The sequence below is a fragment of the Micromonospora sp. SD19 genome, assembly GCF_054462275.1.
In genome coordinates this window covers 281,134-306,153 of record NZ_JBTLMN010000007.1, presented here as the reverse complement: position 1 = coordinate 306,153, position 25,020 = coordinate 281,134, and the positions used below count along the sequence as shown (strand labels likewise).

The 25,020-nt window shown below is 72.4% G+C and carries 23 protein-coding genes, 2 pseudogenes and 1 riboswitch; of the genes and pseudogenes, 15 read left to right on the top strand and 10 right to left on the bottom strand.

The annotated features are described in order from the left end of the window. Positions 1-43 precede the first annotated feature (43 nt). Positions 44-1,102, bottom strand: coding sequence for a hypothetical protein (locus ACX27O_RS23425; protein ID WP_030327773.1), 1,059 nt, complete (start codon positions 1,100-1,102; stop codon positions 44-46). Between the two features lie 241 nt (positions 1,103-1,343). On the opposite strand from ACX27O_RS23425, the gene ACX27O_RS23420 reads away from it, so the two are divergent. From ACX27O_RS23420 to pstB, 7 genes are all read left to right on the top strand, one after another. Further along, on the top strand, positions 1,344-2,063 hold the full coding sequence (locus ACX27O_RS23420; RefSeq protein ID WP_209444464.1) for a winged helix-turn-helix transcriptional regulator: 720 nt from the start codon (positions 1,344-1,346) through the stop codon (positions 2,061-2,063). A 154-nt stretch (positions 2,064-2,217) separates the two neighbouring features. Beyond that, positions 2,218-3,087, top strand: coding sequence for a polysaccharide deacetylase family protein (locus ACX27O_RS23415; RefSeq protein WP_036410602.1), 870 nt, complete (start codon positions 2,218-2,220; stop codon positions 3,085-3,087). Positions 3,088-3,145: 58 nt separating this feature from the next. Beyond that, on the top strand, positions 3,146-4,072 hold the full coding sequence (gene mshD, locus ACX27O_RS23410; protein ID WP_030327776.1) for a mycothiol synthase: 927 nt from the start codon (positions 3,146-3,148) through the stop codon (positions 4,070-4,072). Between the two features lie 290 nt (positions 4,073-4,362). Further along, positions 4,363-5,469: a phosphate ABC transporter substrate-binding protein PstS gene (gene pstS / locus ACX27O_RS23405; protein ID WP_030327777.1), complete on the top strand. Its 1,107-nt coding sequence runs from the start codon at positions 4,363-4,365 to the stop codon at positions 5,467-5,469. Between the two features lie 34 nt (positions 5,470-5,503). Continuing rightward, on the top strand, positions 5,504-6,595 hold the full coding sequence (pstC, locus tag ACX27O_RS23400; protein WP_030327778.1) for a phosphate ABC transporter permease subunit PstC: 1,092 nt from the start codon (positions 5,504-5,506) through the stop codon (positions 6,593-6,595). Continuing rightward, a complete protein-coding gene (pstA, locus tag ACX27O_RS23395; protein WP_030327779.1) occupies positions 6,592-7,680 on the top strand; it encodes a phosphate ABC transporter permease PstA in 1,089 nt (362 codons plus the stop codon). Before pstC ends, pstA begins: the two co-directional genes overlap by 4 nt. A gap of 17 nt (positions 7,681-7,697) precedes the next feature. Further along, positions 7,698-8,474 carry a phosphate ABC transporter ATP-binding protein PstB gene (gene pstB / locus ACX27O_RS23390; RefSeq protein WP_030327780.1) on the top strand — a complete coding sequence of 259 codons (777 nt, stop codon included), beginning with the start codon at positions 7,698-7,700 and terminating at the stop codon, positions 8,472-8,474. A 178-nt stretch (positions 8,475-8,652) separates the two neighbouring features. Here pstB and ACX27O_RS23385 read toward each other — a convergent pair whose 3' ends face one another. Further along, positions 8,653-9,486: an NUDIX hydrolase gene (locus ACX27O_RS23385; protein WP_030327781.1), complete on the bottom strand. Its 834-nt coding sequence runs from the start codon at positions 9,484-9,486 to the stop codon at positions 8,653-8,655. 230 nt (positions 9,487-9,716) lie between these two features. On the opposite strand from ACX27O_RS23385, the gene ACX27O_RS23380 reads away from it, so the two are divergent. After that, a complete protein-coding gene (locus tag ACX27O_RS23380; RefSeq protein WP_030327782.1) occupies positions 9,717-10,685 on the top strand; it encodes a Gfo/Idh/MocA family protein in 969 nt (322 codons plus the stop codon). Positions 10,686-10,741: 56 nt separating this feature from the next. On the opposite strand, the gene ACX27O_RS23375 is transcribed toward ACX27O_RS23380, so the two are convergent. From ACX27O_RS23375 to ACX27O_RS23365, 3 genes are all read right to left on the bottom strand, one after another. Beyond that, a complete protein-coding gene (locus ACX27O_RS23375; RefSeq protein ID WP_030327783.1) occupies positions 10,742-11,749 on the bottom strand; it encodes an inorganic phosphate transporter in 1,008 nt (335 codons plus the stop codon). Positions 11,750-11,753: 4 nt separating this feature from the next. Further along, positions 11,754-12,380, bottom strand: coding sequence for a DUF47 domain-containing protein (locus tag ACX27O_RS23370; RefSeq protein ID WP_030327784.1), 627 nt, complete (start codon positions 12,378-12,380; stop codon positions 11,754-11,756). A 127-nt stretch (positions 12,381-12,507) separates the two neighbouring features. Next, on the bottom strand, positions 12,508-13,449 hold the full coding sequence (locus ACX27O_RS23365) for a PPK2 family polyphosphate kinase (protein ID WP_458940067.1): 942 nt from the start codon (positions 13,447-13,449) through the stop codon (positions 12,508-12,510). A gap of 189 nt (positions 13,450-13,638) precedes the next feature. Between ACX27O_RS23365 and sigJ the strand changes: the two genes are divergently transcribed. Beyond that, a complete protein-coding gene (gene sigJ / locus ACX27O_RS23360) occupies positions 13,639-14,604 on the top strand; it encodes an RNA polymerase sigma factor SigJ (RefSeq protein ID WP_458940066.1) in 966 nt (321 codons plus the stop codon). Between the two features lie 10 nt (positions 14,605-14,614). Here the strand turns inward: sigJ and ACX27O_RS23355 are convergent, their stop codons facing one another. Then, positions 14,615-15,121, bottom strand: a complete 507-nt coding sequence (locus ACX27O_RS23355) for a DUF402 domain-containing protein (protein ID WP_210861133.1) — start codon at positions 15,119-15,121, stop codon at positions 14,615-14,617. A 102-nt stretch (positions 15,122-15,223) separates the two neighbouring features. Here ACX27O_RS23355 and ACX27O_RS23350 point away from each other — a divergent pair. Next, positions 15,224-16,621: pseudogene (locus tag ACX27O_RS23350) on the top strand (ATP-dependent DNA helicase); the annotation flags it as partial. Positions 16,622-16,732: 111 nt separating this feature from the next. After that, a pseudogene (locus ACX27O_RS23345) lies at positions 16,733-17,428 on the top strand (ATP-dependent DNA helicase); the annotation flags it as partial. A gap of 228 nt (positions 17,429-17,656) precedes the next feature. Here ACX27O_RS23345 and ACX27O_RS23340 read toward each other — a convergent pair. Further along, positions 17,657-18,967, bottom strand: a complete 1,311-nt coding sequence (locus tag ACX27O_RS23340) for an AI-2E family transporter (protein WP_030327789.1) — start codon at positions 18,965-18,967, stop codon at positions 17,657-17,659. 159 nt (positions 18,968-19,126) lie between these two features. On the opposite strand from ACX27O_RS23340, the gene ACX27O_RS23335 reads away from it, so the two are divergent. Next, positions 19,127-19,465 (top strand): GroES family chaperonin, encoded by a 339-nt coding sequence (locus ACX27O_RS23335; protein WP_030327790.1) that lies wholly within the window; start codon positions 19,127-19,129, stop codon positions 19,463-19,465. 93 nt (positions 19,466-19,558) lie between these two features. Continuing rightward, the gene (locus ACX27O_RS23330) at positions 19,559-19,726 is read left to right on the top strand and encodes a hypothetical protein (protein WP_167337262.1); all 168 of its coding nucleotides are present in this window, start codon (positions 19,559-19,561) and stop codon (positions 19,724-19,726) included. 25 nt (positions 19,727-19,751) lie between these two features. Here the strand turns inward: ACX27O_RS23330 and ACX27O_RS23325 are convergent, their stop codons facing one another. Further along, the gene (locus tag ACX27O_RS23325; protein WP_030327791.1) at positions 19,752-21,239 is read right to left on the bottom strand and encodes a PrsW family intramembrane metalloprotease; all 1,488 of its coding nucleotides are present in this window, start codon (positions 21,237-21,239) and stop codon (positions 19,752-19,754) included. Positions 21,240-21,262: 23 nt separating this feature from the next. Next, a riboswitch (SAM riboswitch) is annotated at positions 21,263-21,383 on the top strand. Positions 21,384-21,501: 118 nt separating this feature from the next. On the opposite strand from ACX27O_RS23325, the gene ACX27O_RS23320 reads away from it, so the two are divergent. Next, the gene (locus ACX27O_RS23320; RefSeq protein WP_458940076.1) at positions 21,502-22,689 is read left to right on the top strand and encodes an aminotransferase class V-fold PLP-dependent enzyme; all 1,188 of its coding nucleotides are present in this window, start codon (positions 21,502-21,504) and stop codon (positions 22,687-22,689) included. A 24-nt stretch (positions 22,690-22,713) separates the two neighbouring features. On the opposite strand, the gene ACX27O_RS23315 is transcribed toward ACX27O_RS23320, so the two are convergent. Next, on the bottom strand, positions 22,714-23,973 hold the full coding sequence (locus ACX27O_RS23315) for an FUSC family protein (RefSeq protein WP_051708135.1): 1,260 nt from the start codon (positions 23,971-23,973) through the stop codon (positions 22,714-22,716). A gap of 82 nt (positions 23,974-24,055) precedes the next feature. Here ACX27O_RS23315 and ACX27O_RS23310 point away from each other — a divergent pair, with 82 nt between their 5' ends. Beyond that, a complete protein-coding gene (locus tag ACX27O_RS23310) occupies positions 24,056-24,712 on the top strand; it encodes an HD domain-containing protein (RefSeq protein ID WP_458940065.1) in 657 nt (218 codons plus the stop codon). Here the strand turns inward: ACX27O_RS23310 and ACX27O_RS23305 are convergent. After that, the gene (locus tag ACX27O_RS23305) at positions 24,684-24,968 is read right to left on the bottom strand and encodes a DUF4031 domain-containing protein (protein ID WP_030327795.1); all 285 of its coding nucleotides are present in this window, start codon (positions 24,966-24,968) and stop codon (positions 24,684-24,686) included. The two genes, ACX27O_RS23310 and ACX27O_RS23305, sit on opposite strands and share 29 nt — an antisense overlap. Positions 24,969-25,020: the final 52 nt, after the last annotated feature.

Sequence of the window (25,020 nt, the reverse complement as noted above, 5' to 3'; positions counted from 1 at the left end):
GCGCACCCGTAGGTACCCGACCGGCTCCGCGCTCAACCGTGACTCAGAGGAAGAGCATGCACATGGCGTACGCGGCGGGCGCCGCCAGAGCGAAGCCACCGAGTGGACCCTGCATGTGCCGGGCCACCCACATCGTGGGCGGTTCACCGGCCATCAACCGGCCCGCCTCCGCGTACCCCACGGCGAGGTCGGAGAGGACGGCGGTGACCGCCGCGACCAGGCCGATCACGGCGGCCCGGGTTGGCGTGAAGGGGGTTACCAGGTAGCTGCCGAGCAGGGCGCTGGTCAGCGTGCCGACCATCGCGCCGGCCACCACGCCGGCGGCGCCCCGGGGCACCTGCGGGGCCAGCCGCGGCCACGGCAGGACGGCGTCGGTGAGCCGGGCGACGGTGAGCGCGACACCGCTCGCGGTCAGGCAGACGGTGATCGCCTGGGTGCCGGCCGGGATGCGGCTGAGCACGATCAGGGTGCCGAGGGCCACCACCCCGACCACGATGAGCAGGGTGGCACCGAGTGAGTCGGTGACCCGGACCCGGTCGACCCGGCGGACCAGCTGGCCGAGCACCGCGGCGAGGAACCCGCCGACGGCCAGGTATCCCAGCGGTGCCAGGCCGGCGACGTCGGTCCGCACCGCGGCGGTGTCGGCCAGCGCCGCGACCACGGCGCTGATCCCGGCGACCACCAGCAACGCCGGCGGGCGCATGGCCATCGTCCAGGCGAGCACGAACAGCAGTTGGACGCCGAAGACGATGGCGGCGAACGGCAGCCGGTGGCCGGGGCCCGACGTCTGCGCACCGAGCACCAGGCCGACGCCGAGCAGCGCGGCGAAGCCGGCGATGGTCAGCGCCAGTTGGCGGTGCACCTCGACCGGGGGGATGACCTCCTCTTCCGGCTCGTCGACCTCGTCTTCGGATCGGCGGGCCGGCTCACCGGAGCGACGGGCCCGGCGGGGCCCACCCCGTTCGCGGCGATCGCCGTCGGTGGTGGCCGGACCGGTACGCGGCGCGGGCGGTTGGCCGCGCGTCGGTGCGGCGGCCGGGCCCGGTTGGGACCCGGCGGGCCACGATTCACGGCCGGCCTCGGGCGAGGTGGAGGGAAACACGACCCGATCGTGCCAGACCGACCGCCCGCCGCGGTGGTCACGGGTTTCAGCGACGTTAAAAACCAGGCCACGATCAGGGGCAAGATAGACAAACAGGATTTGGCCTGACGGTGCGGCCGAGGCGATCAGTTACGCTCAACGCGTTACCCGCCCGTCAGCGACGCCGGGACCACGCAATTTCTCAGCGCACTCCCCGACGAGTGCGACTGGTCGCGTGCGGCCTCGCGCCGCCGGGACGGAGGTGATCGTGGAGATCCTGCTGCTGGTGACCGCACGTGCAGGGGAACCGTCGGCTGTGCTGCCGGCACTCGACCTGCTGCCGCACTCGGTCCGCACCGCGCCGCGCGACGTTCGCACCCTGGTCGCGGGCCCGAGCCCGGACGCGGTGATGGTGGACGCCCGATCGGAGTTGAGCGAGGCCCGGGCGACCTGCCGGATGCTGCACGCCACCGGGCTCGGCGTGCCGCTGGTCGCGGTGGTGACCGAGGCCGGTCTGATCGCGCTCAACGCCGACTGGGGCGTCGACGACGTCATCCTCGCCTCGGCCGGCCCCGCCGAGGTCGAGGCGCGGCTGCGGCTGGCGGTGGGCCGGCTCAGCAACGCGACCGCCGGCGCGGGCGGCTCGATCCGGGCCGGCGAGTTGACCATCGATCCGGACACCTACGCGGCGAAGCTCAAGGGTCGCCCGCTCGACCTCACCTACAAGGAGTTCGAGCTGCTGAAGTTCCTGGCCCAGCACCCGGGTCGGGTGTTCACCCGCGACCAGCTCCTGCGCGAGGTCTGGGGTTACGACTACTTCGGCGGCACCCGCACGGTGGACGTGCACGTCCGGCGACTGCGCGCCAAGCTCGGCTCGGAGTACGAGTCGATGATCGGCACCGTCCGCCAGGTCGGCTACAAGTTCGTCGTTCCGCCGTCGCGGTCGCTTCCCGAGGCGGAGCACGCCCCAGTGCCGGTCTGATTCGCGGACCACCCCGGGCGATTTCCCATATGCCCTTTTTGCGCAGCTTGGCGGCTCTATTCTGACTGCCGGGTTTGTCGGAGAAAGGGGCGATGGTGCGTGCACTGAACACGGGGGCGACGGGCCGGCGTGACCGGCGGGCCGGGCGGAAGTCGTGACGGGGGGCAACTCCACCGCGCGGGCCGCGGGGATAGTGACGCTGGTGGTGGCGGGCCTGCTCGGCTCCGCGTACGTGCTCGGCCGCAGCCTCGTCCCCGACCAGACGCCGCCGCACACCGCCGGCGTCACCACGAACGCCGACGGGCCGCACTACGCCGACCAACCCAGCGTCGGTGAGCCGGGCGCGACACCGGGCGCCAGCAGCAGCGCCGGCCCGGTCGAAACCGGCCAGGACGGATCCGGGCGAGACGCCGGAGGCGACAAACTGTTCGGCGCGCACTCCACCACCGGCACGCCGCGGCTCGCGTTGACCTTCGACGACGGGCCGGACCCGCGCTACACCCCGCAGGTCCTCGCCCTGCTGCGCGAATACGACGTGCGCGCCACGTTCTGCGTGGTCGGCGAGAACGCGCAGAACCACCCCGACCTGGTCCAGTCGATAGTGGACGACGGGCACACGCTGTGCAACCACTCCTGGCACCACGACGTCGGCCTGGGCGCCCGGTCGGCCGACGCGATCCGCTCCGACCTGCTTCGCACCAACGCAGCGATCCGGGCGGCGGTGCCGAACGCCCCGATCGTCTGGTACCGCCAGCCGGGCGGGGCCTGGACGTACCCGGTGGTGTCGACGGCCCGGCAGCTCGGCATGACCCCGCTGCACTGGTCGGTGGACCCGTCGGACTGGGACCTGCCCGGCGCCAACAAGATCACCGCGACGGTGCTGAGCCAGGCCGAACCGGGCTCGGTGGTGCTGCTGCACGACGCCGGTGGGGACCGGCAGGGCACGGTGGACGCGCTGCGCCAGATCCTGCCCGACCTGACCGCCCGCTTCGAGCTGGAGGCCCTCCCCACCGACCCGACCTGAGCCGCGGCTTTGCGGCGACGGTCCGGGCGTCACGACACGCAGCGGATACGGTGGCGGAATGAGCAGCGCGGAGCCGACCAGCGACCAGGTGACCCGGACCGACCGACTGGCAGCGGCGGAGATCGCCGACGTACTGGCCCTCGCCAGTTCAGCGGGTGACACCGACGGGGCGGACCCGCTCGACGAACACGTCCTGCTCCGGCTGCGCGACCCCGACGCCGCCGCCGTGCACCTGATCGCCCGCGCCGACGACGGCACCCTCACCGGGTACGCGCACCTGGACACCACCGACCCGGTCGACGGGATCGGGGTCGAGCTGGTGGTGCACCCCGCGTACCGGCGACGGGGCACCGGCCGGGCGCTGGCCCGGGGCGTACTCGCCTCGGCCACCGGGCCGCTGCGGGCGTGGGCGCACGGCGACCACCCGTCGGCCGCCGCGCTCGCCGTCGACCTCGGCTTCACCCGGGCCCGGGTGCTCTGGCAGTTGCGCCGACCGTTGGCCGCCCCGCTGGGTGAGCCACGCCTGCCCGACGGGGTGACGCTGCGCGCGTTCCGACCCGGGGCGGACGACGCGGCCTGGCTGGCCCTCAACGCGCGGGCCTTCGCCGAGCACCCCGAGCAGGGCCGGTGGACGTCGGACGACCTGCGGGTCCGCCTCGCCGAGCCGTGGTTCGACCCGGCGGGCTTCCTGCTCGCCGAGGAGACAGCTACCGGCCGGCTGCTCGGTTTCCACTGGACCAAGGTGCACGAGCGGCCGGGGTCGGCCCGGATCGGCGAGGTGTACGTGCTGGGGGTGGAGCCGACCGCGCACGGCGGCGGGCTCGGCCGGGCCCTGACCACCGCCGGGCTGGCGCACCTGCGGGACAAGCGCGGCCTGGACCGGGTGATGCTCTACGTGGACGACTCGAACACCGGGGCCGTCGCGCTCTACGAGCGGCTGGGCTTCGCCCGCTGGTCCGCGCACATCAACTACCACCTGGGCTGACCGTCCGCCGTCGCGCCGAGCGGGTCACCGGCGGGTAACGGCCGGGCGTCGGCGACATAACAGCGAACCGGAAATATACCCATACTTCCGACAGGTGCATCCCGGTTCACTTAACGGACAACTCACCCTCAGCGAGCGGTCACCTCAACGGCCGTACGTGTTCACCTCGCGTTCACTTGCGACCGGCGAACCGGCTACCTGGCACTTCTAACTTTCGTGTCAGCCGGTCAGTGCCGGTCCTCGGGCCCCGGATCGGGGCGCCAAGTCAGACGCGAAGGGAAACCCCTCAGGTGAAGCTCCAGCGGTACGGCGCGATTGCCGGCCTCGCCCTTGCTGCGACGCTCGGTCTCAGCGCATGCGGCTCGGACAACAACGAGCCCGCCTCCGGCGCCAGCGCTTCGGGCTCGGCCGCCGCGGTCGACTGCGCTACCGGCACGCTGAACGCCCAGGGCTCGTCGGCGCAGAAGAACGCCATGGCCGAGTGGATCAAGGCGTACCAGCAGAAGTGCCAGGGTGTAACGATCAACTACGAGCCCAGCGGCTCGGGCGCCGGTATTCAGGCGTTCATCGCCGGGACCGCCGACTTCGCCGGCTCCGACTCCGCGCTCAAGCCGGAGGAGCAGCCGCAGGCCGACGCCAAGTGCGTGGGCGGCAAGGCCATCCACCTGCCGATGGTGATCGGCCCGGTGGCCGTCGCCTACAACGTCAGCGGCGTGGACAACCTCCAGCTCAAGCCGGCCACCCTGGCGAAGATCTTCGCCGGCACGGTGACCAAGTGGGACGACGCCGCGATCAAGGCCGACAACCCGGGTGCCACGCTCCCGGCGACCACCATCCAAACCGTCCACCGCTCGGACGAGTCGGGCACCACCGACAACTTCACCAACTTCCTCTCCAAGACCGCCGAGGCGGACTGGACCTTCGGCAAGGCCAAGGCGTGGAAGGCCCCGGGCGGCACCGGTGCCAAGGGTTCGGACGGCGTGGCCAGCCGGGTCAAGGGTGCCGACGGCTCGATCGGCTACATGGAGTGGTCGTTCGCCGAGAACGCCGGCCTGAAGATGTCCAAGATCGGTAACGGTGCGGGCGAGTTCGCCGCGCTGACCGCCGAGGCGGCCGGCAAGACCATCGCCGGCGCCAAGGTCGAGGGCCAGGGCGACGACCTCAAGCTGTCGATCGACTACAACACCAAGGAGGCCGGGGCCTACCCGATCGTCCTGGCGACGTACGAGATCGTCTGCAGCAAGGGCCTCGCCGCCGACAAGCTGCCGCTGGTCAAGGGTCTGCTGGGCTACGCCGCCAGCACCGAGGGCCAGGCTGCCATGACCGAGCTGGGCTACGCCCCGCTGCCGGAGAGCGTCCGCACCAAGGTCGAGGCCGCAGTCAAGAACATCTCCTGACCGACACCACTCCGCAATCGAATCGAGCGAGCAGATGGGTGAAACCCCCCACCGCTCGGCCGACGCCGGCACCGGCGGGACGCGCGTGACCCAGAGTCACGAGTGGCCCGCCGGTGCCTCGGCGCGTGTGGCCGAGGCACCAGTCAGCACCCGTACCCCGGGCGGCACCGGGCTGGGCGGCGGCGGCGCGCTGCCGCGCAGCCGTAGGTTCGGCGCCGAGCGGGCCTTCCGCGGTCTCACACTGGCCGCCGGCACCGCCGTTCTGGTCATCATCGCCGCCATCGCGATCTTCCTGGTCGTCAAGGCGGTGCCGGCCCTACGCGCCAACACCGAGAACTTCTGGTCCTACGAGGGCTGGTCTCCGAACGAGACACAGCCGAAGTTCGGCATCGGCGCGCTCGCCTTCGGCACCGTGCTCAGCTCGGCGCTGGCACTGCTCATGGCGGTGCCGGTGGCGTTGGGCATCGCCCTCTACCTCTCGCACTACGCACCCCGCCGGCTGGGCACCACGCTCGGCTTCCTGGTCGACCTGCTCGCCGCCGTGCCGAGCGTGGTCTTCGGCCTCTGGGGACGGGACGTCTTCAGCAGCCCGGTCCGGGACTTCTCCGTCTGGCTGAACCAGCACTTCGGCTGGATCCCGCTCTTCGGCGGCGACGGCCCCTTCGGGGCGTCCGTCATGCTGGGCGCCCTGGTGCTCGCCATCATGGTGCTGCCGATCATCACCTCGCTCTCCCGCGAGGTGTTCCTCCAGACGCCCACCGCGAACGAGGAGGCCGCCCTCGCCCTGGGGGCCACCCGCTGGGAGATGCTCCGCACCGCGGTGCTCCCCTACGGCCGCCCCGGCATCATCGCCGCGATGATGCTCGGCCTCGGCCGGGCGCTCGGCGAGACCATCGCCCTGGCACTGACCCTCGGCATCACCTTCGGCATCTCGTTCAACCTGATCCAGAACGGCGGCAACACCATCGCCGCCAACATCGCCAACGCGTTCGGCGAGGCGAACGCGACCGGCCGTGGCGCTCTGATCGCCTCCGGCCTGGTGCTGTTCGCCATCACGCTGATCGTCAACATCACCGCGCGGGCGATCATCTACCGCCGCCGGGAGTTCACGGAGTCGGCCGCATGACCACAACCGCCACCTCCCACCGCACCCGGCCGCCGGCCCAGCCCGATTCGCTGCGGGCCAAGCGGCTGCCCTGGTACGCCGCCCCGGCCATCGCCGTGGTGGCCCTGGCGCTCTCCGCCGTGATCGTCTACGGCGCCGGCGTCGGCGGCCCGGTCCTCGTGGTCGTCCTCGGTGCGATCCTCTACCTGGTCGGGCTCTTCACCGCCGCCAACGCGGTCGAGGGGCGCCGCTCGGCCCGCAACCGCACCTGGAGCGCCCTGATCCACTCCGCCTTCGTGTTGGCGGTGCTGCCGCTCGTGTCGGTGGTCTGGACGCTGGTCAGCAAGGGCGCCAGCCGGTTGGACGCCAACTTCTTCCAGACCTCGATGAACAACATCGGGGCCCGGGACGCCAACGGCGGCGCGTACCACGCGATCGTCGGCACCCTGGAGCAGGTTGGTATCGCCACCCTGATCACCGTCCCGCTCGGCGTGCTCTGCGCGATCTACATCGTCGAGTACGGGCGGGGCAAGTTCGCCTTCGCGATCCGGTTCTTCGTGGACGTGATGACCGGCATCCCGTCGATCGTCTCCGGCCTCTTCGTGCTGGCGTTCTGGGTGCTGATCGTGTCGCCGTGGTTCAACGACGGTCGGCCCAGCTTCTCCGGCTTCGCCGCCGCGCTCGCGCTGAGCGTGCTCATGCTGCCCACCATCGTCCGGTCCACCGAGGAGATGCTCCGCCTCGTACCGGCGCCACTGCGCGAGGGCGCGTACGCGCTCGGCGTACCCAAGTGGAAGACCATCCTGCGGGTGGTGCTGCCGACGGCGCTGCCCGGCATCGTCACCGGCGTCATGCTCGCCATCGCCCGCGCGGCCGGTGAGACCGCGCCGGTGCTGCTGGTCGCCGGCGGTGGCGCGGCGATCAACACCAACCCCTTCGAGAACAACCAGTCGTCGCTGTCCCTCTTCGTCTACCAGCAGGCCGGCGACGCGTCGAAGTACGCCCCGGCACGGGCGTGGACCGCGGCACTCACCCTGGTCGCCCTCGTGCTCATCCTGACGATCGCGGCGAAGCTGCTGGCCCGTCGCAACAGGCTCAGCCGATGAACCCCGGAGGTACCACCATGGCCAAGCGCGTCTCCGCCACGAACGTCACCGCGTACTACGGGGGCTTCAAGGCGATCGAGAACATCAACCTGACGGTCGAGCCGAAGACGGTCACCGCCCTCATCGGGCCGTCCGGCTGCGGCAAGTCGACGTTCCTGCGGTCGATCAACCGGATGCACGAGGTGCTGCCGGGGGCCCGGGTCGAGGGCAGCCTGACCATCGACGACCAGGACATCTACGACCGGGACGTGGACGTCACGGCGGTCCGGCGCACGATCGGCATGGTCTTCCAGCGGCCGAACCCGTTCCCCACCATGAGCATCTTCGAGAACGTGGTGGCCGGGCTGAAGCTCAACGGGGTCCGCAAGAAGTCGATCCTGGAGGACGCGGCCGAGAAGGCCCTGCGCGCCGCGAACCTGTGGGGCGAGGTCAAGGACCGGCTGGGCAAGCCCGGCGCGGGCCTCTCCGGCGGTCAGCAGCAGCGGCTCTGCATCGCCCGGACCATCGCTGTCGAGCCGCAGGTCGTGCTGATGGACGAGCCGTGCTCCGCCCTGGACCCGATCTCCACGCTGGCGATCGAGGACCTGATGTTCCAGCTCAAGGACAAGTTCACGATCATCATCGTGACGCACAACATGCAGCAGGCCGCGCGGGTGTCGGACCGGACCGCCTTCTTCTCGATCGAGAAGACCGGCGACCCGGGCCGGCTGATCGAGTACGACAACACCCAGAAGATCTTCAGCAACCCGAGCGTGAAGAAGACCGAGGACTACATCACCGGCCGCTTCGGCTGAGCCGCCGGTTCCCGCTCCACGAGGAACCTGCCAAGATCGCGCTCGATCCTGGTTGTAGTGGTCTCGGCGCGCCGTGAGGCCACTACTTCCCTGTTCGAGCGCGATCTTGGCTGAGGCGCGGGACGCGAGCGGTGCGGGTCGCGATCTTGGCTGAGGGGCGGGACGCGAGCGGTGCGGGTCAGGCGAGGACGAAGCGGGGTTCGCCGTTCGGGGGGAGGTCCAGGCGCGGGGTGATCGGGGTGGCGGCGTCCCGGTCGGCCGCCGCCCGCGCCACACCGGCCAGGTCGCCGGCCGCCGCCACCTGGGCCAGCGTGACCATTGTCGGTGGCAGCATGGTCAGCTCCCCGGCCCGCGCGCGGGCCAGCGCGTCCGCCGGCCGGATCCACAGGGTGTGGTCGGCCTCGCCGGAGACGTCGCGGGTCCGCTGCCCCGCCGGCAGCAGGGCCACGAAGAAGTACGTGTCGAAGCGCCGCGGCTCGAACTCCGGAGTGATCCACCGGCTCCACGGCAGCAGCAGGTCCGACCGGAGGGTGAGCTGCCGGTCGGCGAGCAGCGCGGCGAAGCCCAGCCGGCGACCCTCCAGGTCCTGCCGGGCCGCCTCCCAGTCGTCGCCGCTGACGTCGCCCACCACGGTCTCCCGGTTCGGGCCGGCGAGCAGCACACCCGCCTCCTCGAAGACCTCCCGCGCGGCGGCACAGACCACCGCCTGCGCGGCGTCCGAAGCCACGCCGAGCCGGCCCGCCCACTCGCCCGGTGTCGGCCCCGCCCAGTCCAGGTGCGCCTCCGAGTCGGAGCGGTCCACCCCACCGCCGGGGAAGGCGTACATCCCGCCGAACGTCATCGCGGCGACCCGGCGGATGACGTACACCTCGAAGTCGGCATCGGTCGGGCGCAGCAGCAGCACGGTGGCCGCGACCCGCGGCGTGGCCGGGGTGCCACCCTCGGCCTGGAACCGGCGGGCGTGCTCGACCAGGGCTGCCGGGGCGGCGAAGCCGGCACTGTCGATCGTCATGCCGCGAGCCTAGTTCCCGACAGCGGAACGCCGGCCGCGCGCTGGGGCGATGAGCGGTGGCTCGGTCGACGATTTGAGCGTGATGACTCTGAGGCATCCAAATGCCTCAGAGGCATCAGGCCGTCAGGCCGTCAGGCCCGAGGCGCCGGGTCGGGGTGTGGCAGCAGGGCCGCAGACCGGGCAGCGGGCCGGGCAGCGGGCGGTTCAGCTGGCTCGGTTAGCGTTTCGGCATGACTCGTTGGGGCATCCTGGCCACCGGCCACATCGCCAGCCGTTTCGCCGAAGACCTCCGGCTGGTGCCGGACGCCGAGTTGGTGGCGGTCGGTTCCCGCGCCGCGCAGAGCGCACAGCGCTTCGCTGACACGTACGGCGCAAAGCGCGCCTACGGCTCCTGGGTGGAGTTGGCCGCCGACCCGGAGCTGGACGCGATCTACGTGGCGACCCCGCATTCCGCGCACTACGAGGCGGCGATGACCTGTCTGACCGCCGGGCGGGCAGTGCTGCTGGAGAAGCCGTTCACCCTCGACCTGGCCACCAGCACCGAGCTGGTGGACACCGCCCGCGCCGCCGGGGTCTTCCTGATGGAGGCCATGTGGATGCGGCTGAACCCGATGATCCTGCGGATGGTCGAGCTGATCGCGGACGGGGCGATCGGCACGGTGAGCGGCGTCCGGGCCGACTTCGGGGTGGCCGGGCCGTTCCCGCCGGAGCACCGGATGCGCAACCCGGCGCTGGGCGGAGGCGCCCTGTTGGACCTGGGGATCTACCCGATCAGCCTGGCCCACCTGCTGCTCGGCGTGCCGCAGCACATCCGGTCCTGGGCACAGCTCGGCCCGGAGGGGACGGACGAGAACACCGGCATGCTGTTCGGCTACGACACCGGAGCGCTGGCGACGTTGAGCTGCGGCATGGTCGGGTTGAGCGGGCAGACCGCCTCGATCACGGGCACCCTGGGGCGGATCGACGTGCCGGAGCCGTTCTTCCGACCGGGTTCGTTCACACTGCACCGGGCCGGCGCCGAGCCGGAGACGTTCACAGCGGACGAGGCCGGCAACGGCTACCAGTACGAGGCGATCGAGGTGCAGCGCTGCCTGGCCGCCGGCCTGACCGAGAGCCCGGTGGTGCCGCATGCCACCACCCTTGAGGTGATGGCCCTGCTGGACACGGTCCGCGAGCAGATCGGCGTCCGGTACGTCTGAACAGGCAAAGGGCCCCCGGCCACGGCGAGACCGTGACCGGGGGCCCTTTCGTGCGCTCAGCCGAACAGCGGCCGGACCAGCAGGTAGGTCAGGCACGCGATCAGTGCGGCGGCCGGGAACGTGATGATCCAGGCCAGCACGATGTTGCCGGCCACGTTCCAGCGAACCGCGGAGAGTCGCTTGGTCGCGCCGACACCCATGATCGCCGAGGTGATGGTGTGGGTGGTGGAGATCGGCGCCTTCAGCACCAGGGCGTTGAAGTAGAGCACCGCGCTGGCGACGGTCTCGGCGGCGAAGCCCTCCGGCGGCCCCAAGTCGATGATCTTGCGGCCGAGGGTGCGGATGATCCGCCAACCACCGGCGTACGTGCCGAGGGCCAGCATCGTCGCCGAGGTCCAGAACACCCAGCCCGGGATGTGCGTCTTGCTCTCCTGGAAACCACCGGTGTAGAGCGCCAGCACCACGATGCCCATGGTCTTGGCGGCGTCCTGCATGCCGTGACCGACCGACATGGCGGCGGCCGAGGCGGTCTGCGCCCACCGGAAGCCCCGGTTGAGCTTGCCCGGCTGCCCCTTCCGGAACATCCAGAGGATGGCCAGCATCAGCAGGTAGCCGAGGGTCAGACCGACGATCGGCGAGAGCACCATCGGCAGGATGACCTTCTCGCCGATGTTGACCCACTGCACGATGCCGCCGCTGGACAGCAGGGTCGCCCCGACCAGACCACCGAAGAGCGCGTGCGAGGAGGACGACGGCAGACCGAAGTACCAGGTGATCAGGTTCCAGGCGATGGCGCCGAGCACCCCGGCGAAGACCACCCCCAGGCTGCTGATGCCGGTGGGCAGGGTGACCAGGCCGTCGCCGACGGTCTTGGCCACTCCGGCGCCGAAGTGCGCGCCGACGAAGTTGCCGACCGCGGCGAGCCCCAGCGCGATCCGGGGGGTCAACGCGCGGGTCGAGACGCTTGTCGCGATCGCGTTGGCAGCGTCGTGGAAGCCGTTGGTGTAGTCGAACGCCAGGGCTACCGCGATCACCGCCAGGACGGCGATGAGTTCGGGAGACACCGGCTCAGGACTCCTTGACGGCGATGGTCTCGACGGTGTTCGCCACGTGCTCGAAGGCGTCGCAGGCTGCCTCCAGCTCGTCGGCGACCTCCTTCATCTTCAGCACGGTGAGCGCGTCGTACTCGCCGGAGAAGAGGCGGACGAGCAGCTGCCGGTTGATCCGGTCGCCCTCGTTCTCCAGCCGGTTGCACTCGATCCAGTAGTCCTCAAGATCCTTCATCGACTTCAGCCGGGGCATCGCGTCGGCGGTCAGCTTGGCCTGCTGGTCGAGCACGTTGACCATCTCGTGCAGCTCGCGCGGCAGCGCCGGAAGCTCGGTCAGCCCGTACAGGTAGAGCAGGTCGCCGACCGCTTCCAGGTGGTCCATCACGTCGTCCAGCAGCGAGCCGAGCCGGTAGATGTCCTCCCGGTCGAACGGCGTGATGAAGGTTGAGTTGATCTTCTTGTACAGCTCGTGGGTGATCTGGTCGCTGTCGTGCTCGACCTCGGTGAGCCGCTCGCTGACGGACTGCACGTCCACGCCGGGCAGGGCCAGCTCGTTGAGCAGCGCCGTGCCCCGGACCAGGTTCTGCGCGGCCCTGGTGAAGAGCTCGTAGAAGGCGCCCTCGGTGGGGCGGAAGGAAAACTTCACAGCACAGACCTCGTCGCGTCGGTGGAAGGGTGGCGGCACCCGAGAGCGCCCGCTCGGTGAATGCTAGGAAACGGCAGAACCGGGAATTCGCCGGCCCACCCCTGGCCAGGCACCATTCACCGCTCGTTCACCTGCCGTTCACCTCGACCGTCCCACCGGCACCCGCTCCCCCAGCCAACAGGCGCCTCCGCTCCCGGGCCACGTCGAAATCGGCAGCCGGATACCCCAGATCGAGCGTGTCGAACGTCTCACGCATCAGGTGGGCCACCGCCCAGTCCCGGTACCACTTGCGGTCCGCCGGCACCACGAACCAGGGCGCGGCGTCCGTGCCGCACCGGCTCAGCGCCTCGGCGTACGCGGCCTGGTAGTCGTCCCAGTGCCCCCGCGAGTCGATGTCGGAGGGGTTGTACTTCCAGTGCTTGCGCGGGTCGGTGAGCCGGTCCAGCAGGCGCTTGCCCTGCTCGGCGTACGAGATGTGCAGCATCACCTTGATCAGCGTCACGCCGTCCTCGGTCAGTTCCCGCTCGAACGCGTTGATCTCGTCATAGCGGGCCCGCCAGGTCGCCTCCGGCACCAGCGAGCCGACCCGGGCGATCAACACGTCCTCGTAGTGCGACCTGTTGAACATCCCCACGTACCCCGGCGGCGGCAGCTCCCGGCGGATCCGCCAGAGGAAGTCGTGCCGCAGCTCCTGACGCGTCGGCGGCCCGAACGAGCGGATGTGCAGGCCCAGCGGGTTCATCGCGCCCGCCACCCGCTTGATCGCGCCGTCCTTGCCGCCGCAGTCCATGGCCTGCAACACCAGCAGCACCCGGCGGGCCGGCCGCTCCGATCCGGTCTTGGCCATCGCGAAGAGCATCTCCTGCTGCCGGCCCAGCTCCTCACCGACCAGCTCCACCTGCTCCCGCGCCCAGGTCTTACGGTGCTCGGCGCGGTCCGCCGGCACCGGTAGGCCGGGCATGGACCGCGGGTCGATCGCGCCGAGATCCACCGGCGCGGTGACCCGCAGCAGTTCCCGCATCGAGCCGCCGTCCGGCCCCACGATCTGCCCTTGCTGGGGTGCGCTCATGCACGGATCATCACCCAACCGCCGCCGATCCGCCCGCCGAGAGCCGTCGACGGACCCCGGCCCGGTGACCGACACCCTCGACCTGCGTCCACCGCAGGCACCGACCCACCGGGGCGTTCCGGGGCTGCCGGCACCTCCGCCAGGCGGGAGGATGGAGGCCGGGACACCGACCGGAAGGGGTGGTGGGTCGTGCGGGAACTGGCGACGGAGTTCGAGGCCGAGCGGGGCCGGCTCCTCGCGGTGGGCCACCGGATGCTGGGCAGCCGCAGCGAGGCGGAGGACGCGGTCCAGGAGACCTGGCTGCGCTACGCCGGGGCGCTGGCCGACCCGGCGGCCCGCGCCGAGATCCGTGACCTGTCCGCGTGGCTGACCACCACCTGCGCCCGGATCTGCCTGGACGTGCTCCGCTCGGCCCGGGTCCGCCGGGAGGCGTACCCCGGACAGTGGCTGCCGGAGCCGGTGGTGAGCCCGGTGGACGGTCGGTCGTCGGCCGACGGTTACGCGCCCGACCCGGCGGAGCGGGCGGTCCGCACCGACCAGGTCGGCACGGCGCTGCTGGTGGTGCTGGAGCGGCTCGCACCGGAGCAACGGGTCGCGCTGGTGCTGCACGACGTGTTCGCGTTGCCGTTCGCCCGGGTCGCGGGGGTGCTCGGCACCACCGAGGCGGCTGCCCGGCAGCTCGCCTCCCGGGCCCGTCGGGCGGTCAGCGCGCCGGACGTACCCCGGCACACCGCGGACCCGGCCGAGCAGCGCCGGGTGCTCAAGGCGTTCGTCGCCGCGACCGAGTCCGGCGAGCTGGACCAACTCCTCCAGGTGCTCGCACCGGACGTGGTCTTCGTCGGCGACTCGGGCGGGCACTTCCCGGCGGCCCGTCGGCCGGTGCTCGGCGCCGACGCCGTGGCTCGCCTCACCCTCGGCCTGTTCGGCCGGACCGGCCGGTACGCCGACCGGGTGCTGGCTCGGCCGGTGCTCGTCGACGGCGCGCTCGGCCTGCAGATGGAGACGGCACACAGCGACGGGCGACCGATCCGCCTGGTCACCGCATTCGCTGTGGACCGGGGCCGGATCACCGCCATCTACAACCAGCTCAACCCGGAGAAGCTGACCGACCTGCCGCCGCTGGACGCCGACGACGGCTGGCCACCACGCTGGTGAGCCGGCCCGGTCAGACCACCAGGGCCAACCACTTGCGGTACGCGGTGGCGAACGGCTCGGTGCCGTCGCCCAAGGCCCCGAACAGCCGCTGTGCCGCCGCCTCCGCCTCGACCACCACGTCGTCCGGGTAGCCGAACCGGGCCCGGTGCTCGGCGAACTCGTCCTCGTCGAGCAGCTCCACCAGGCCGGTGGCCCGACGCCGGACGACGTCCAGGTCAAGGTCGATCAGGTGGACGGTGTCGTCGGACTCCCAGCGGGCCGGGGTCGTGATGTCGCAGTAGACCTCGCTGGTGCGCGGCGGCGGGTTGAACATGGCCGTCCACCAGGCGCGGTGCGGCACCAGCAGCACGAACGGGATCTTCTCCACCGAGGGGCGGCCGTGGTAGACCGACTGGGTGCCCTCGGGCACTCCGAGCCAGATGCCGAGATCGTCCTCCGTGAGCCGGCGGGCCGGGTAGTCGCGGTGGGCGCTGCCGTCGTACTTGCGGTAGATCACTCGGACCATGTCGCTCGGCATGATTCGCACCCTAACCGATACTGCCCACGCGTCGTAGCGCGGCCGTAACCGGACGGCGTCGCCCGCACCGCCCGGCCCGGTCGGCGGCACGCCACGCGGCGGATGGGCGCTACCGGTGTCGGCGGCGCCGGGTACCGTCGCACGGTGACTCCGCCCCGCACCGCCACCGGTTCCGCCACCCCGTCGGCCCGTGCGAAGGGCCGGCGGCGGGGTGCCCGGCCCAGTGGCACCGAGCTGCTGGCGGCGGCGGTCGGCGCGGTGCCCGGTGGCGCGGAACGCCCCGGCCAGCTGCAGATGACCACGGCGATCGAGGCGTGCGTGGCCGACGGTGAGCATCTGCTCGTCCAGGCCGGCACCGGCACCGGCAAGTCGCTGGCGTACCTCGCGCCGGCGCTCACTGTGGACGGCCCGGTGGTGGTCTCCACCGCCACCCTGGCGTTGCAGTCCCAGCTGGTCGACCACGACCTGCCCCGGCTCGCCGACGCGGTCGAGCCGGTGCTCGGCCGGCGGCCCACCTTCGCCGTGCTCAAGGGCCGCCACCACTACCTCTGCCTGGCCCGACTGGACAACTCCACCGAGGAGGAGCCGGAGGACACCCTCTTCGACGCTCCCGCGGCACGTCCCGGCGGCGGCACGAAGTGGCTCGGTGAGGCGGGCCGGTTGGGCAAGCAGATCGAGCGGCTGCGGGACTGGGCCGAGAAGACCGCCACCGGCGACCGGGACGAGTTGGACCCGGGCGTCGACGACCAGGCCTGGCGGCTGGTGTCGATGCCGGCCCGCGAGTGCGTCGGCGCTACCCGCTGCCCGTTCGGGCAGGAGTGCTTCGCCGAGGCGTCGCGGGCCCGTGCCCGCGAGGCGGACATTGTGGTGACCAACCACAGCCTGCTCGCTGTCGACATGCTCGCCGACCGGCACATCGTGCCACCGCACAAGTTGCTCATCGTCGACGAGGCGCACGAGCTGGCCGACCGGGTCTCCTCCGCGGCCCAGGCGGAACTGGTGCCGGAGCTGATCGACCGGACCACCCGGCGGGCCCGGACGCTGCTGCGGCCGGAGACGGCCGAGGCGCTCACCGCCGCCGGCGACGCCCTCGCCGTCGGCCTGGCCGAGGCGCCGGCCGGGCGGATAACCGCGGGGTTGCCGACGCCGCTGCGGGAGGCGTGCACGCTGCTCGACGCGGCGACCCGCACCGCCCTGGACGCGATCGGCGACATCAAGGCCGACGACCCCGACCCGGTGCGCAAGCAGCAGGCCAAGGCCGCCCTGGACGAGCTCTCCACTACCGCGCAGCGGCTGCTGGAGGAGGCCGACCACGACGTGGCCTGGGTGGAGAAGAACGACAGCGGCAGCCGCCGCGCACTGGTGGTCGCGCCGCTGTCGGTGGCCGGCACCCTCGCCACCCACCTGTACGACGAACGCACCGTCGTCGCCACCTCGGCGACCCTGGCGCTGGGCGGTCGGTTCGACACCGTCGCCCGCGCCCTCGGGCTGGACGCGCCACCGCCCGCCCCGCCGACCCCCGCCGCTGCCGCGCTGGCCGCCCGCAGCGGCCCGGGTCGTCCGGCCGCCGAGACGCCGGGCCGCCGCCTCGCCGGCGACGCCGCCCCGAACGCCGTCGTACCGGCCACCGAGGGCCCCGGGTGGCGGTCGCTCGACGTCGGTTCGCCGTTCGACTACGCCCGGCAGGGCATCCTGTACGTCGCCGCGCACCTTCCCCGCCCCAGCGTCTCCGGGCTGCCCGACGCTGCCGGGGAGGAGCTGCTCGGGCTGGTCGAGGCGCTCGGTGGTCGTACTCTCGGGCTCTTCTCCTCACGGCGGGCCGCGCAGCAGGCGGCGGAGCTGTTGCGCGCGCGGACCGACCTGCCGGTGCTGCTCCAGGGCGAGGAGGCGTTGCCGCTGCTGGTGCGTCGCTTCCGGGAGGAGCGCGCCAGCTGCCTGTTCGGGGTGATGTCGCTCTGGCAGGGGGTGGACGTGCCGGGTGACGCCTGTCAGCTCGTGGTCATCGACCGGCTGCCCTTCCCCCGCCCGGACGAACCACTGGCGGCGGCCCGCGCGGCGGCGGTGGACGCGGGCGGCGGTTCGGGCTTCGCGGCGGTCAGCGTGCCGATCGCGGCGGTCCGGCTGGCGCAGGGCGTCGGCCGGCTGATCCGGGCGACCGGCGACAAGGGTGTGGTCGCGGTGCTCGACTCCCGGCTGGAGACGGCCCGGGGCTACGGGCCGTTCCTGCGGCGCTCGCTGCCACCGTTCTGGTACACGACCCGCCCCGAGGTGGCCCGCGGCGCCCTGGAGCGCCTGGCGAAGTCCTGACCCGCCCCGTCCACCCTCGCCCTCGCGCCACGTCCCGCCGCCAGGCCCCGCCGCCCTCCGCCGGGCCGCCCCACCGCACGGCGCACGGCGCACGGCCAAGATCGCGCTACAACAGGGAAAGAGTGGCCTCCCGCACTGGGGGCCACTCTTTCCCTGTTCGTGCGTGATCAGGCGGTCGACGGCGTGACCCATCGGGTCCGGGCGCACAAGGCGCGGGCGCGCCCGGAGCTAGGGGGCCTGGGCGGCGACCACCACGGCGTCGGGCGGGGTGTCCGGGACCCTCCGGGCGGCGAGCCTGCGGACGGCGGTGTTCAGCACCGCGATGAGCGGCACGGAGACCAGCGCGCCGGTGATGCCGGCGAGCACCACACCGGCGGCGATGCCGATGATCACCGCGAGCGGGTGGAGGGCGACCGCCCGGCCCATGATCAACGGCTGGAGCACGTGGCCCTCGATCTGCTGCACGCCGATCACCGCGCCAAGGATGATCAACGCGGTGACCGGGCCGCTGTCGACGAGGGCCACCAGCACCGCCACGCCGCCGGAGAGCGCCGCACCGACGATCGGGATGAACGCGCCGAGGAAGACCAGCGCGGCCAGCGGGAAGGCGAACGGAATGTCGAAGACGACCAGGAAGATGCCGATGCCGACCGCGTCGATGAAGGCGACCAGCACGGTCGCGCGGACGTAGGCGCCGAGCGTGTGCCAGGAGGCGCGACCCGCGTCGTCGACCTTCCACCGGGCGGCCACCGGCAGCAGCCGGACCAGGAAGCGCCAGATCCGGTTGCCGTCGCGCAGGAAGAAGAACGTCGCGAAGAGCACCAGCAGCGTGCCGGTCAGCACCTCGGCCAGCGTCGCGGCGGTGCTCAGGGCGCCACTTGTCAGATTGGAGGTGTTGGAGTTGATCCAGGCCTGCGCCTCGTCGATGTAGCGGTCGAGCTGAGTGTCCGAGAGGTGCAGCGGCCCCGTCTTCAGCCAGTTCTGGATCTGCCGGACACCCTCCGACGACTTCTCGCTCAGCTCCGGTACGCCACGAATGAACTCGTTGACCACCAGCGTCAGCGTGCCGATCACCGCGGCCAGGCCGCCGACCAGCACCACAGCGGTCGCCAGCGACCGGGGGAACCGGATCCGCAGCAGCCAGCCCACCGCCGGCGCGAGCAGCGCCGAGAGCAGCAGCGCGATGGCCAGCGGAATGATCACGATCTTGATCGTGCCGACGATCCGCAGCAGGGCCCAGGCCACCACGCCGATCACGATCAGTCGCCAACACCACGCGGCGGCGATCCGCAGCCCGTGCGGAACGTCGGCGTCGTCCCGGCTGGACGTGGAGCTGTGCAGGTCCACCGGTGGTTCCGCGCCGTAGACAGTGGCGCTCGTCGGCGCGGTCGGCCCCGGCACGGCCGGCGACGCCACCCGGGCGGCCGGCGACGCGTCGTTCAGCGCGTCATCCGCCGCGCCCTCGTCGGCGCGCGCCGACGCCTGTCGTGACTGGTAGGCGCGGCGAAGCCGCCCGCGTACCCGCTCGAAGCGGCTCAAGCGCACCTCCTGGCAGAGAACCCGGCCCGCCCACGGTGACAGGTCGGACAGCATACGTCCGTTCCCGACACCGTAGGGGGTTCCGCCACACAATGCCCCGACCACCTCCGGCGTAACCACCGGCCGGTAGCCGTCGGCCCACACGGTAGCGTCTGCGGCGTGACCGCCGACAACGATCTGGACGCCGGCCTGCCGATCCGCCTGCTGCACGACCGCGTGCTGGTACGCATGGAGGGCAGCGAGGGCGAACGCCGCTCCACCGCCGGCATCGTCATTCCGGCGACCGCGGCGGTCGGCAAACGCCTCGCCTGGGCCACCGCCGTCGGGGTGGGGCCGAACGTACGCGCCATCGTCTCCGGCGACCGGGTGCTCTTCGACCCGGACGACCGCTCCGAGGTCGAGCTGCACGGCCGCGGTTACGTGCTGCTGCGGGAGCGGGACGTGCACGCCGTCGCCGCCGAGCGGATCGAGAACGACTCGACCGGCCTCTACCTCTGACGCACCTCCCCCGGCCACCAGGCCCCGTCGCGCACCGTTTGCCCGGGCGCACGACGGGAAGCCATCCGGCGACCGTGGCCCTGGGGAGGGACGATGCCGGTATTCGTGAAGAAGCTGTTGACCTGGGGCAGTGTCGCGTTCCTGATCTACTTCATGGCCTTCCGGCCGGACGGTGCCGCGCAGATGTTCCGGGCGATCGGGGCCGCGCTGATCGCGATGTTCCAGGGCCTCGGTGACTTCCTCACCTCGCTGATGACCTGAGCCGCCCGCCGCCCGTCGGCAGCGCTCAGGGGTGCGTCGGCGGCCAGGGCGGCGCCGACCGCCCCGGCCAGCCGGGTGCCGCGTACCCCACCGGAGCCGGGGCGGGGGCCAGCACCACCGGGATCGGCACCACCGGCTCGTGCGGCGCGTCCACCGGGCGCTGGGTGCCGTCCGGGAAGCGCAGGTGGTAGCGGCTGCCGTCCCAGACCCCCGCCGGGGCCTGCGGGTCCCGACCGACGAAGAACGTCCGGTACGCGCTGATCGCGTCCAGCAACTCCCGCTCCTCACGTGCGGTCCGCTCCTGGTCGGCGGGCTTGCGGTCCAGACCGCGCAGCGTCCCGTCGCGCAGCAGGGCCAACCGGGTCGCGGCGGACTGGTAACCCCGCATCGCCCGCACCCCGGCGTCGCCGGCCACCCGCCGCGCCCAACTGCGGGCGGCGTGTCGCCTGCCGAGGCTGCTCAGGGCGGCCACCTCGGGCGGGCTGAGCCAGCCAGCGCGTACGTAGTCGGGCAGGACCCGCTCGGTGAGCCGCCCCTCCCAGGCGCGCAGCCACAGCGCCAGCCCCACGGTGCCGAAGAAGACCGGCACCATCAGGCCCAGGAAGCCGTACAGCATGATCACCGCCTCGCCGGTGGCCTGGGTGAGCGTGGGCAGCAGGTTCCACGTGCCGTGCAGCATCATCGCGAGCAGCAGGCCGGCGATCGGGGCGAGCACCCGGATGCGCCGGTCGGCCGTCCGGGAGGCGATCCCCAGCCCCACACCGGTCATCGAGGTGAAAAGGGGATGGGCGAACCCGAACAGCAGGATCCGCAGGATGAAGATCGCGATGACCTGCTGGATGCCGGTCGCCGGGCCATAGCGGTCGGCACCGGAGGCGTAGCCCAACCCGCCCAGGTAGAGGATGTTCTCCACCATCGCGAAGCCGACCGCGGAGAGCCCGCAGTAGACCAGGCCGTCGGTGATCCCGGACCATTCGCGGCGGCGGAACACCAGCAGCAGGATCGGGCCCAGCGCCTTGGTCAACTCCTCGATGAACGGCGCCACCAGCACCCCGGTGAGCGCGGACGGCAGGCCCCAGTCGGCGAACCGGTTGGCCGCGAAGTCGTTCACAGTGAGCGAGGCGGCGGTGGAGACGAACGCACCCCAGGCGAAGCAGAAGATCAGATACTTCAGCGGCTCGGGTTCGTACCGGTCCAACCAGAGGAAGCAGCCGACCAGCACCGGCACCGGCAGGATGGCGGCCACCACCCCGATCAGCAGGGCCTGCGCACCGAGCGACTGGCCGAGCGTGAAGACCATGAACACCGCGCACGCCGCGATGAACAGCACCACCCCGGCCAGCACCAGGAACCGCCGCCAGCCCAGTCGGCGCAGCGGCATCCGGGGCGTCTCGGCCACCGGCGGGGCGGCGGGCGCGGGCGGGCCGGCGGGCGACGGCGGCAGCGGTGAACCGGGCGGGGTGTCGGCCATGCGGTCAGCGTAGCCATCCACCGCCGGCTGGTTCGGCCGCATCGGTAGCCGCTATGCTGCCGGCAGGTCACGAGCGCCAGCGTCAAACCCCGGTTTGCTGGCCGGCAACCCTCGTCGAGTTCGCGGTGGGGTGCCCCGGGTGATGACCGGGCCCAGCCCGATCGGTGTGCTGGGCAAGCGCGGACCCCGTCCCGATGTCGCACCCGGGGTCCCTGACCCCGGAGGTTCCGGCGTGTCCGTCACCCTCGTTCCCTCGCTGCCCACAGTGCCCGCCAGGCCGTCCGCGCCGCTCGACGTCCTCGGTATGCCCGGCGAGATCAACCTGGACTACGCGGCCAGCGCACCGTGCGCGCGGGCCGCCGCCGACGCGGTGGCCGAGCTGCTGCCCTGGTACGCCAGCGTGCACCGCGGCGCGGGAGCGCTGTCGCGACGCTGCACCCTCGCCTACGAGCAGGCCCGGCAGACGATCGGGGACCACTTCGGCGCTCGCGCCGACGATCACGTGATCTTCACCCGCAACACCACGGACGCGCTCAACCTGCTGGCGCGGGCCGTGCCGGCCGGCACGACGGTCGTCACGTTCGCCGGCGAGCACCACGCCAACCTGCTGCCCTGGCCGCGCGGATCGGTGCGGCTGCCGGTGCCCACCGACCCCGAAGGGGCGGTACGCGATCTCGCCGCCGCCCTGACCGAGCTGCGTCGGGGCAGCAACCCGGCGCTGCCGGTGCTGGTCGCGGTGACCGGTGCGAGCAACGTGACCGGTGAGCGGTGGCCGGTCGCCGAGCTGGCGCGGGTGGCCCACCGGCACGGTGCCCGGATCGTGCTCGACGCCGCGCAACTCGCCCCGCACGCCCCGGTCGACCTGCTCACGCTGGACGTCGACTATCTGGCCGTGTCCGGCCACAAGCTGTACGCGCCGTTCGGCGCGGGCGTGCTGATCGGCCGGGCGGACTGGTTGGACGCCGCGCCGCCGTACCTGGCCGGCGGCGGGGCCACCAGTCACGTCGGTCCGGCCACCCACGACGTGACCTGGGCGACCGGTCCGGCCCGCCACGAGGGCGGCACCCCGAACCTGCTCGGCGCGGTTGCGCTGGCGGCGGTGTGCGCGGCGCTCGACGACGCGGACCGGGCCACGCTGGCCGCCCACGAGCAGGCAGTGCTGGCCCGGCTGCGGACCGGCCTCGCCGCCCTGCCGCACGTCGTGGAGCTGCGCACCTTCGGCCCGGACGCGCCCCGGGTCGGCATCGTCTCGTTCGTGGTCGCCGGTCGGGACTCCACCGAGGTGGCCACCCGGCTGGCCGCCGAGCACCACATCGGCGTACGGGACGGGTTGTTCTGTGCCCACCCGCTGGCCCGGCGGCTGCTCAGTGAGGCGGCGGGACGTACCGGCCGGCGGGACCTGCCGCCCACCGCGCTGCGCGCCAGCATCGGGCTGGGCAGCACGGCCGCCGAGGTGGACCGGCTGCTCGCGGCGCTGGCCGAGCTGGGCTGAGGCCCGGCCGGCGGCGGCCCGCGCTCAGCCGATCGGCGGGGCGGTGGGTGGCTTCGGCGCCTCGCCGGGCTCGGCGGGCTCACCGACCGGGCGTTCCTGCTCCCCGAAGGCGGTGCGGATCCACCGGTTCGCCTCCTCCTGCTCGATTCCGGAGGCGACCAGCAGGTCGCTCGCTGTGGTGCGGACCTGGGCGACCACCACACTGCCGGAGAAGCCGACCCCCTCGCCGTACGCCCGGCCGGCCTCGCTGACCGCCCGCAGTGACCGTTCCCGGGCCTTCTCCGGCTCCTCACCGGCGGCGAACTCGTGCTTGAGCAGCCGGACCGACTCGGCGAGGTGGCCGATCGCGTCCGGCATCGGATCGGGCACCGGTTCCTCGTCCTCGACCAGCGTGACGGACCGGCGGATCAACGTGCCGCTGTTGCGCATCGCCCGGTCGATCGGGTCGGCCGCCTCGGCGTAGTGGGTCAGTTCGTCGCGGCGGTGCCAACGGGCCGGGGAGAGGGTGGCGGTCTCCTTCGCCCCCTCGATCGCCTCGCCCAGCGTGGCCAACTCCTCCTTGTTGTTGCGCAACCTCTCCAGCGCGCCCTGGATGGTGGCGCGGTCCCGGTTGCGCAGCCCGTCGGCGGTGGCGTCGAGCTGGGAGGCGAGCAGGTCCAGGGCGGGTCGGGCGGCCCGGTTGATCACCCGGAGCGGGTTCAGCGGCAGCAGCACCGCCGTGACCAGCAGCGCGATCCCACCGCCGAGGAACGCGTCGACGAAGCGGGGGATCTCCAGGTTCTGGGTCGACGGGCTCAGCGTCACGATCAGCACCGCGGTGGCCGCCGCCTGGATAACGATCGCCACGCTCGCCCCGGCGAAGATGGTGAGCAGAATCGCCACGGTGACCACCAGGCCGAGCTGCCACGCGCCAGTGCCGAGGAAGTAGATCAGCAGGTCACCGACTGCCACCCCGACGCCCACCCCGACGATCAGCTCCACCGTCCGGCGGAACCGCTGACCGACCGAGGCGGCCAGGGTGCCGACCGCGGAGATCGGCGCGAAGACCGGTTGCGGGTTGCCGAGCAGCCGGTGCGAGACGAAGTACGCGAGCCCGGCCGCCAGCCCGGCCTGCACGGCGAGCCCACCGGCCATCCGTACCCGGTGCAGCCGGTCGTGCAGGGTGGCTCGACCGCGGTGACGCAGCTCTTGGGTGGCTTCGGCGATCCGCGCGCCGTCGATGTCCACCAGCCCTTCACGCAGCGCGGTACGTCGTACCACCGGAGGTCGCTTGTCGCGGGCCACGGCCATGGGCGCGACTACCCGTGGTGGGCTCGCTGAATCCTCCCGTCCGGCGCGTCGCGGGCGGATGCGGCAGACTCGGGCGGTGGCTGATCTGCTGGACCGGTGGCGGGCGGCGGCCCGGGATGCCGGCGCGAGGCCCGACCCGGACACGACCCGGGCCGGGGAGATGGTGATCGCCCGGTGGCGGGAGCCGCACCGGCACTATCACACGCTGGCCCATCTGACGGCGGTGCTCGATGTGGTGGACCAGCACGCCGACCTGGCCGATCGGGTCGACGTGGTCCGGTTGGCGGCCTGGTTCCACGACGTGGTCTACGATCCCCGGGCCGCTGGCGACGCCAACGAACGCGACAGCGCGGCGCTGGCCGGGAGCGTGCTCACCGGGCTCGGGGTGCCGACGTCCACGGTGGCCGAGGTGCGCCGGCTGGTGCTGCTCACCGCCGGGCACTCGGTGACCCCGGACGACCGGGACGGCGCGCTGCTCTGCGATGCGGACCTGGCCGTGCTGGCCGCGCCGCCGGCCCGCTACGAGCGGTACGCGGCGGCGATCCGCCGGGAGTACGCCCACGTGCCGGAGCCGGCCTTCCGGGCTGGACGGGCCGCGGTGTTGACCGGCCTGCTGGCGCTGCCCGCGCTGTTCCGGCTGCCGCCGCTGGCGACCCGGTGGGAAGAGCCCGCCCGGGCCAACGTGCGCCGGGAACTCGCCGCGCTCAGCGGGGAGCCGCAGAACGCGGGCTGACCAGGTGCTTCGGGCGACGCAGGCCGGTGCTGCGGAGCAACTGGACCAGTTCCCGGCTCGGCACGACCTGCGCACCGAGCCACACCGCCGCCGCGAACCGGTCGGCCGGGATGTCGTAGTGGTCCCGGTCGAAGCCGCGCCTCGGCGCGCCGAGCGTCTCGGCGAAGGCGTGCAGCTCGGCGTACGAGACGTCACTGATCAGGTGCGACCAGAGCCGGCCGCGCCACGGCCAGGCCGGCCGGTCCAGGTAGAGCATGATGTCCAAGCTATCCCGTCGAGTCGATCATGTTGTTGATCGCCGGTCGGCG

Coding starts and splice junctions, on each gene's coding strand:
- mshD (WP_030327776.1), top strand. CDS start 3,146: ATGAGCAGCGCGGAGCCGACCAGCGACCAGGTGACCCGGACCGACCGA.
- pstC (WP_030327778.1), top strand. CDS start 5,504: ATGGGTGAAACCCCCCACCGCTCGGCCGACGCCGGCACCGGCGGGACG.
- pstA (WP_030327779.1), top strand. CDS start 6,592: ATGACCACAACCGCCACCTCCCACCGCACCCGGCCGCCGGCCCAGCCC.
- pstB (WP_030327780.1), top strand. CDS start 7,698: ATGGCCAAGCGCGTCTCCGCCACGAACGTCACCGCGTACTACGGGGGC.
- ACX27O_RS23385 (WP_030327781.1), bottom strand. CDS start 9,486: ATGACGATCGACAGTGCCGGCTTCGCCGCCCCGGCAGCCCTGGTCGAG.
- ACX27O_RS23380 (WP_030327782.1), top strand. CDS start 9,717: ATGACTCGTTGGGGCATCCTGGCCACCGGCCACATCGCCAGCCGTTTC.
- ACX27O_RS23365 (WP_458940067.1), bottom strand. CDS start 13,449: ATGAGCGCACCCCAGCAAGGGCAGATCGTGGGGCCGGACGGCGGCTCG.
- ACX27O_RS23355 (WP_210861133.1), bottom strand. CDS start 15,121: ATGCCGAGCGACATGGTCCGAGTGATCTACCGCAAGTACGACGGCAGC.
- ACX27O_RS23330 (WP_167337262.1), top strand. CDS start 19,559: ATGCCGGTATTCGTGAAGAAGCTGTTGACCTGGGGCAGTGTCGCGTTC.
- ACX27O_RS23325 (WP_030327791.1), bottom strand. CDS start 21,239: ATGCGGCCGAACCAGCCGGCGGTGGATGGCTACGCTGACCGCATGGCC.
- ACX27O_RS23320 (WP_458940076.1), top strand. CDS start 21,502: ATGCCCGGCGAGATCAACCTGGACTACGCGGCCAGCGCACCGTGCGCG.
- ACX27O_RS23305 (WP_030327795.1), bottom strand. CDS start 24,968: ATGCTCTACCTGGACCGGCCGGCCTGGCCGTGGCGCGGCCGGCTCTGG.